This window comes from Bartonella sp. AP280QHHD, assembly GCF_042196125.1.
Lineage (GTDB): Bacteria > Pseudomonadota > Alphaproteobacteria > Rhizobiales > Rhizobiaceae > Bartonella.
Genome location: NZ_JBHIPQ010000015.1, coordinates 1 through 8082, shown reverse-complemented (window position 1 = coordinate 8082; position 8082 = coordinate 1). Strand labels below are relative to the sequence as shown.

The following is an 8082-nucleotide window of genomic DNA, read 5'->3' as shown; positions in this document are numbered from 1 at the left end:
AGGTTTTCTGAGGTTTTCTGAGGTTTTCTGAGGTTTTCTGAGGTTTTCTGAGGTTTTCTGAGGTTTTCTGAGAAATGCAAGAGCCGTACAACGGAAAAAGATATGCAAATGCTTAATACGCGTTTAGCTTATCAAAAAGGGGGATATAATGGCACTTTTTCCATTTTCTATTTCTGATATTGATGATCCGGAATGTATTCGTGTGGTTCTTTATGCTAGCGGAAGAATGGGACATGCTCCTTTAAACGCATTGTTGAAGAAAGCATATGAAGATATTACAAAAATTGCAAAGCGCATGGATGCTTTAGAAAAAAAATTAAATGCTCTAGATCTTATCAATGTCGAACAGAAAAAAAATGAGAAAGAAGAGAAGCAAGACAGTATTAATAGTGTTGTGAGTGGTGGAATAACGACACCAAACAGTTTTGTGAGCGCACCAGAAATTAAAACAGAATCATCGTCCGTTGGAGACATATTTTTTTCTCCAATATACGAGGCGCCAAAAATAGACTACAGCTCTTTTATTTCAAAATTTACAGCACATAAGCCGCTAGAAATACACAGTAGTGTTACTCAAAACATCAGTGTTGAGCATTCTAGAGAGATTTCTTCTTTGTTAGATAAGGAAAAATAGAAAAGAGTGATCATAACAATATGTATGGGTTGAAGCTATAGATGAGATAAACCTGATTTATATCTTCGGTGGGGATTGGAATTGCACTCTGTTTGAGATGTTAAAAAAGGGTAAAAATTGATAGAGAAGCGTTGTTGCTGGATAAGTTGATCATGCGTTGTTGGGGAGAGTAGGGCGCATATTGAAATCTAAGGGTAAGTTTTTAAAGCCTACAGAGCAAGGAGCCATGCCCAAATAGAAACGCATGGCAAAAGAAGCTTTAAAAAGATAAAAAATCGTGCAATCATTTTAAAAAGCTTTTGGATAGAGCGTTTGATGATTTTAACTCTATAAATAATTTGCGGTTTTTACGCTTTTTTAAAAGAGAAAAAGTGCAGTTCATCGCAATTTTAATTTGTTAAAAATCCCATAAAAAGAAAATGTTAATTGCCAAAAGGACAAAAGCAGAAAAATGCCTATAAAAAAATCATGCGTATCGTTGTGTTTTTTCTTATAAAGAAGAGAAATGCTGTACTGTTGGAGCAGGCTTGAAGGCTAACGTTTCACTTGTTTTCTTATCAGACAAGATTGTACAAGCGGTTGTTGATTTGTCTTATCCTGTTTATGCTGTAAAGACTGTCCTTTCAGGTGTGATGATATAAGGCAAGTCTCTTTGTAAGAGCTTCCATGATACAAAAAGTGTTTTTTAAAGGGCGTGGCAAATATTTAAGGCAGGCTTATTTGTTGAGCTTTAAGTTTAAATCAATCACATGTGAGAAAGCCAAATGGACCCCACTGCAATCTGGGCTGTTGATAAATCAGATTGGGTGAAGAATCTTCATCTTTTGAAGTGGTGAATGTAAGTTAAGAAAAACCAGCTTTTACAAGCGTAAAAGAACGGGTCTTATTATAATTATGGACTTAAATCATGTGTGTTTTTTCATGGATTATATTGAGATAAAGCTACAAAGTATTTTGATTTATTTGATACGTTTTTATTTTAGAAAGTGTATTGTTATAAACAGCTCTCCTCAATACGAATGTATCATTATTTATACTCTTTTTGGATATTTTTATAAATATAATTAAAAAGCTTGCAATACTATACGTTTTGTGTATAAGTATTTATTATTGATTTCTTTTGTATTTTATTTAGTTATATCTCTATTCATAAGCCGCGCCTTTAAATGGTGCGGCTTTTTTTACTTTCTAATAACAGGGGCGCTATATATTTGTTATTGAGATGGCTTTGGATATTTTTCTCATTATTGTATTTTGTGATTTCATTTTGCAGTGAAATCTTTAAATTCTTGTGTGTTTTATCCCAATAGGGAAGATTCAAATAAAAATGCAGGCGTCTGGGTTTGGTTTCTTTGCTTTGGTTGGGGGGCGTTGAATAGTTAAAGAATCTTTGTGATTGTTTGACGGAGAATGATATGAGGTGAAGCATAAAATGGTGGCGCATTTGAAGGGCCATTATCATACATGCCAGCATGGTCAAAAATGCAAATGTGTCTTTAACAGTGTTTGTTGATCTCGATTAGAAAGTCCATTCTTTTTTGTTAGGAGTTTTACATCTATAATCTCTTATCTTGTTTTAGCGACTGCTTTTTGAGGGGGCGGTAATAGAAGGCGTATAAGATTTTATATATATGAAGTGTTTGTGTGGTGAATAACGGTAAATCCATTGAGCACTCCCATCTTTACGCTTATGTAGAGGCAAGCCCGCACCATTATTGTATTTTCTAGCTCCCAATATTTACGACAGCCTTGGTTCGTGAGATGCTTCATAAGAGCCATATGCCTTTCTTATACAGTTTTTAATCCACATGCTAGCTCCGCTTGTAACTTGTAAGCAACATGGTTTTGATTGTTTCAATAGAAAACAAACTTCGGATGAGAGAATCCTATGGTGTTCGGGTTTCTCATTCAACATGTAAAACAATAAATATTCTTTATAAATCAATATGACATGTCTTAACAAAGACGAATTGTTTATAGATCCGCATGGATGAAGAATCTTCGTCTTTAAAAGTGGTGAGAGAAAATCATCAGCCCTATTTTTTCATAAAGGGCATGAGAAAAGTGTTTCATAAGAATTATATACGATAAGAATGATACGGTAAAAAAGAGAGTCTTTTGACATAAGAGTCTTGATCGTTTGCGGCTATAACCTGTATTGTGTACACAGATACTTCTATCATTTTTTGCTGTAAAAGCTTCTCTTGGGATATTAAAGGGTACAATCTTTATGGAAAAAAGAATCCGAGCAAGACAAAAGGCTTATTTCAAAAGATTATATCGCAAGATTGCTTTTGTTTGCATAATACTTTTTTGTATAGTGTTTTTGTGTTTTGTTGTTGCAAAGGTGGTTAGTTATTTTTCTTCTCATAAAAAAGTAACACAACAAGCACCCGTTGAATTGGTTATTCCTGTTTTTGATCTACGCGTATATTGCAAGGAAATTTCTGCCTCCGTTATGCCCGATATGAAAAGAGAGGTTTATCAGCATTGTCTTAATTTGGAAAGTGAGGCCTATTTTGCTATTCGTGAAATGTGGGATAAGCTTTCTGATAGTGCTAAAAAACAATGTTTGACGAGGGTCCGTCCTGGGGATGGAAATTATTTTCTCTTACGAGACTGTTTTCTGAATGAAAGAGAAAATAAAACAGGCAAAAGGCGCAATTACTTTTAAGTTTTTATATGGAAAGTTAAAAGGATGCGAATTTTGATAAAAAGATAAAAGCCTCTTAAATGACTATCTGCCTCATGACCAATAGCAGCTTGATTTATTTATCTTGTTATATCGCACTTCTTATTTAAGGTGTGGCGACATAAGGTATGGATGGCCTCCTTGAAATGTTTAAGGGGGCGTGGTGGAGTTTCAGGAGGATTTGTTGCGCTTTTTTAAGGGAAATAACGAGTGTGGGAAATCCATTTCGTGATGGTTTTGGTGAATGGTATAATGGTAAAACCATCATGAAATGTATAAAATTTATAAAGCAAGTTCATCTTTATGGTTTAAACAAAGAATAAGCCGGTACTATCTCACACTTTGCTCGCTCCCAATGGTGCTCTCGACAACCCTTTAGCCTTAGAGACGGTTCATAAGAGGCACTTTTAGTCTTTTTATCGTTTTTACTCCACGCAGGTTTTCCCACATGTAACATGCAAGAAAAAGAGATTGATTCAACAGCAAACAGATTGAGGATGAAAAATCCTACGGTATTAATTTTCTTACTCAACACAAAAAATATGAATTATCATTACAAATCAATTTAGTGTATGAATTTTATAAGTATTTTCATTGTTAACAGACCAGTGTGATTTGAGAACCTTCATTCTTTGAGGGTGTAAGTCAATAGACATGACAAAAATGAGTAAAAAACATTCCTTTTATAAACATTTACGGCTTCTTCATGCGTAAAGCGCTGTGCTGGGTTTAAAAATGTGCTTGTTTTATAATTCTAGTTTTCTTTATCAGAAAAGATAAGTAAGGAAATACGTTAGGCCATTCTTATTGATAGGCTTTGAGGAGGGTATTTTTTTGAGAAGAAGCTGATTTTTAAAAAAGTGTGACATATTGGTCGTTTTTTTCATAATTTGATATTTTTTTGTATTTAAATATTTTGTTTTTAAGCTCAATTTGTTATAAATAAAAACTGTGATTAACTTAAAAACTCTATGGGTTAAAATAAAAATTGATAGTATCATTGACTTGTTTGGGAAAGAAGATTGATCTCTTGGTGATTATAGGGCTTGAATAATACTTCGTGTTAATCTATCTATAAAAGTTAAGAGGTTTTGTGAGGCGATCGTGGATTATCGCTCGCAAGGGGTTGCTTTAGCGATGAAGAGAGGCTATATTTATAAAATAAAGAGGTTCGCGCAGTGACTCGTTGGGATGGAAGTGCTTGTGAGTTAAATGCACGAGGGGGTAGAGAATATCGGCGTTTTTAGGAGCGGTGGTTTTAGAGCAAAAAAGGAAGCTTCTACTATTCTCTGGCAGGAATTTTTTCTTTGTCGGGTGTGTTATATGTGTGTTTTCCTTTTTGTTTTCCACAAGATAATTATTTTTTTAGTGAAATATGGTTTATTTTAAAAAAAACACTTGGCATTTTACGTGAACATCATTAGGTTTCTGCTGTTTGACAGAGAAAAAGGGAATTTTTGATTTACGATTTCCCTGCTGTTTTGTGATTTTCAAGAAAATATATGCTTTTATCAATATCAGTAGGGTTCGTTTGAGTGAAATAAACGCGGATAGCTTGATAATCGTATGTTAAACATGATCAGCATTATCAAAAGATAATGTAATGAGGAAGCGTCAATTAAGACACACATAAGACAAACACTCCAAAAAGGGATAAAGATGAGGCCACAACAAAATAGACGGGTACGCGGTCGCAATAATAACAATAATGGTAATAACAATAATAATCGTCGCGGTCCTAATCCGTTGTCTCGCAATTATGAAAGTAGCGGTCCGGATGTTAAAATTCGCGGGAATGCTCAGCAAATTGCCGATAAATACATAAGCCTTGCGCGTGATGCACAAGGTGCAGGTGATCGTGTTATGTCGGAAAATTATTTACAACATGCCGAGCACTATTTGCGTATTATTTTAGCAGCAGCTGGGCAAATGTCTCAATCGGTTCGGCGTGATGAAAATCGTGGTGATGAAAACGAAAATCGTGATGAAAACAATGGGCAAGAATGCGGTGAAATAAATCTTGATGGTGAAAAAAAGGATGCTGTCGAGGGTGATACAGATGTATTACAAATGTCGTCGCAAAAAAATGGCAATGGCCAATATGATAAAGCGCAAAATGGGGATGCGCGTGAAAACGCTTTAGAGGCTCTATCGGATGAAAAAACAGATCAAGAGCACTGCCTCTCTGAGAAAAATGTTGAACCTGTCAAAAAAATACGTCGTTCTCCTCGTCGACGTACTGTACGGACTCAAGATGAATCATCTCTTGAGCTTTCACTTACAACAGCAGAAAGCTCTAGCAATGGAGATGCATCAACAGCAACAAAAACAGCAACAAAAGAGGATTCTTCTTTGCCTGGATTAGGTGAGGGGATACAGAGAAAACCACGCCGTCGCCGAGTGGTCAATCTTGAGGCAGAGGAAAATGTTTAAACCTGAAGGGTGCTGTGTAAGCGCGCTTGTGTGGTGATGTTATTGGTATCATGATAATAAATTATAATATACTCAAGAAGCTTCTTGCGCTTTCCTTGAGTTTTCACGGGGCTGTATTGAGACTTAACGAAGGCTGTTGACAGAAAAGATTGCCTCTTTGCTGAGATTTAAGTAAGGGGATACAGGGGAAGATGCGTCGTCGCTCAAGTGGTCAATCTTGAGGCAGAGGGAAATGTTTAAACCTGAAGGGTGCTGTATAAGCGCTTGTGGTGATGTTATTGGTATCATGATAGTAAATTATAATATGCTCAAGAAGCTTCTTGCACTTTCCTTGAATGTTCACGGGGCTGTATTGAGACTTAACGAAGGCTGTTGACAGAAAAGATTGCCTCTTTGCTGGGATTTAAGTGAGGGAATACAGAGAAAACCACATCCGTGTATTTTAAGAGGCAGTTCTTTTATGAAGAACGCAATGTCGTTGTTTTATTTAATTCACACTTATATTCAATGTATTCATGCCCATTTCGCACTGGTGTTCATGAATTCTATCATGTGAAATCCATCGGTTATCTTTGCTTAATAAAAGATGTAAACTGGGCGTTATTGCTTTAATTTTCAATGTTGCAACAGTTCTTCTTTTGATACCTGATCATTCATAAGAGGTATTTTATTCATCCATTTCCTTGCTGGGATATGTGAGGAAATGATTTTGATTCAGTTTTTTACGAACAGATTTGAAAGGGAGAATCTTACAGTATTTGAGGTTCTCATTTGACATGCAAAATAAATCATCACTATAAATTAATATGTTGAATTTTTGCACTCAAGAAGAGGTATTTCTTGCACGTTTATTAGCTTTTCCCAAGTGATGTCATTTTCTTAAAATGGGAATGCGTTGACAGAAAGGTTTCTTCTTTTCCAAGATTTAAGTGAGGGGATACAGTAAAAAACGCGCCGTCGCCCGTGTGGTGGATATTTAAGACTTATCACATTAATTTATAATAATAATTCATTGTTTTGAATGTTAGGTGAGGGCCCCTAAACCCCTAGAATTCTCTCATTTCCAAATTTGTTCCATGTTGGATCAACAAAAACCATTCGCTTGCACGTTGCAAACGGGGAGAGCCCGTGTAGATAAATTTGTATAAGAAGGAATAAAAATGGCTCTTATGAACTCTCTCTAGCGCCAAGGATTGTGGGCAACATCCACGAGTTGGTAAAGCGTGTGATAATGCCGGCTTGCAGAAAATGTTTAAACCTTCAGAATGCTATGTCAGCGCTTATTGATGTTAGTTTTCTTAATGAGGCATTATCTTCGCTCTCTCTTTTGTTGTTTCAACAGAAAGAATGGAGACAAGTGCACCGGTATGATAATTGTAAATCATAAATTTTGTTTGTCCATCAGGGGTTAAAACTTTCAGTACAATATTGTGTTCTGAGAGGCTTTGCGACAAAATCTGTGTTTTTTCCGGTAGAGAGAGCGTATGATGGATAACGTGTGGGTTTTTGCTGAGAGAGGAAGATAGCTCTGTTTGTTTTGGCGCTGATCCGGTTTTTATCACTTTATAAACAATTAAAAACAGTACGGTTAGAATAAGGAAAAGCGTTATTAAAACGGAAATAATCATTAAACCCATAAGTTTTTTTCTCACTCGTTCTACGGCAGGGTCTAAAGGGAGATCTTGAGGCAGAGAATTTTGCTCTGTGTGATGGTCTTTTGAAGGGTGCATTCGCTTATTATCCATCATGTCTTTCATTGATTATTTTTTTTGAGATCTGATGGGTTTATGCTTTTAAAGTTTTTTGTGCAAGAGGTTTGTGGAAGAAGAATGTAAAAGAGGAAGCGATGTTGGTAAAATATCTTCTTTGTGTACTGTAGACAGCTTGTCCTTTACGTTTTGGCTTTTAAGCAGGAAATTTCCATGGTTTGTTACAGACCAGATCAAGTTTACTTCTTGTTGATGTAAACTGGGTTGTACGTTTATACATTGAGCAAAAATTTGTTGTCCATAAAGTGCAAACTTTTTTGTGGACGGGACCATGGCCTGTTCACAAGCTTGAGCCGTGGGATAGATTTTAACCATTGTATTGTTCGAATAGCAACTATTAAAATCATCTGTACATGAAACTAATAAGAGGATAAAAACAAGGGGATTCATCAATTATTTTCCAAATGACAGGTTGACAGAGCGGACTCCAATTTGTCAGCCTAGGGGCTTCTTCACTGTTAAACGCTTTCACAGTTTTTTAGTTCCCCTTTGAGATGGGTTTTCCCCTTTGAGATGGGTTTTCCCCTTTGAGATGGGTTTTCCCCTTTGAGATG

General features: G+C 35.9%; 5 protein-coding genes and 1 pseudogene. 3 read left to right on the top strand and 3 right to left on the bottom strand.

Annotation, left to right across the window (positions count from 1 at the left end):
• The first annotated feature begins 148 nt into the window (after positions 1-148).
• Entirely contained in the window at positions 149-634 is a 486-nt protein-coding gene (locus ACFIMK_RS01010) for a hypothetical protein (protein WP_375611687.1), read from the top strand.
• Positions 635-2276: 1642 nt separating this feature from the next.
• Here the strand turns inward: ACFIMK_RS01010 and ACFIMK_RS01005 are convergent.
• Positions 2277-2372, bottom strand: a pseudogene (locus ACFIMK_RS01005) (DUF4102 domain-containing protein); the annotation flags it as partial.
• Between the two features lie 492 nt (positions 2373-2864).
• Between ACFIMK_RS01005 and ACFIMK_RS01000 the strand changes: the two are divergent.
• Positions 2865-3308, top strand: a complete 444-nt coding sequence (locus ACFIMK_RS01000) for a hypothetical protein (protein ID WP_375610680.1) — start codon at positions 2865-2867, stop codon at positions 3306-3308.
• Positions 3309-4985: 1677 nt separating this feature from the next.
• Positions 4986-5759: a DUF4167 domain-containing protein gene (locus ACFIMK_RS00995; protein WP_375611688.1), complete on the top strand. Its 774-nt coding sequence runs from the start codon at positions 4986-4988 to the stop codon at positions 5757-5759.
• 1298 nt (positions 5760-7057) lie between these two features.
• On the opposite strand, the gene ACFIMK_RS00990 is transcribed toward ACFIMK_RS00995, so the two are convergent.
• Both ACFIMK_RS00990 and ACFIMK_RS00985 read right to left on the bottom strand, forming a co-directional pair.
• A complete protein-coding gene (locus tag ACFIMK_RS00990) occupies positions 7058-7507 on the bottom strand; it encodes a hypothetical protein (RefSeq protein WP_375611689.1) in 450 nt (149 codons plus the stop codon).
• A gap of 45 nt (positions 7508-7552) precedes the next feature.
• Entirely contained in the window at positions 7553-7918 is a 366-nt protein-coding gene (locus tag ACFIMK_RS00985) for a hypothetical protein (RefSeq protein WP_375613650.1), read from the bottom strand.
• Positions 7919-8082 lie beyond the last annotated feature (164 nt).

Excerpts from the sequence above, each read along its gene's own strand:
- ACFIMK_RS00985 (WP_375613650.1), bottom strand. The coding sequence starts at position 7,918 with ATGAATCCCCTTGTTTTTATCCTCTTATTAGTTTCATGTACAGATGAT.
- ACFIMK_RS00995 (WP_375611688.1), top strand. The coding sequence starts at position 4,986 with ATGAGGCCACAACAAAATAGACGGGTACGCGGTCGCAATAATAACAAT.
- ACFIMK_RS00990 (WP_375611689.1), bottom strand. The coding sequence starts at position 7,507 with ATGATGGATAATAAGCGAATGCACCCTTCAAAAGACCATCACACAGAG.
- ACFIMK_RS01010 (WP_375611687.1), top strand. The coding sequence starts at position 149 with ATGGCACTTTTTCCATTTTCTATTTCTGATATTGATGATCCGGAATGT.
- ACFIMK_RS01000 (WP_375610680.1), top strand. The coding sequence starts at position 2,865 with ATGGAAAAAAGAATCCGAGCAAGACAAAAGGCTTATTTCAAAAGATTA.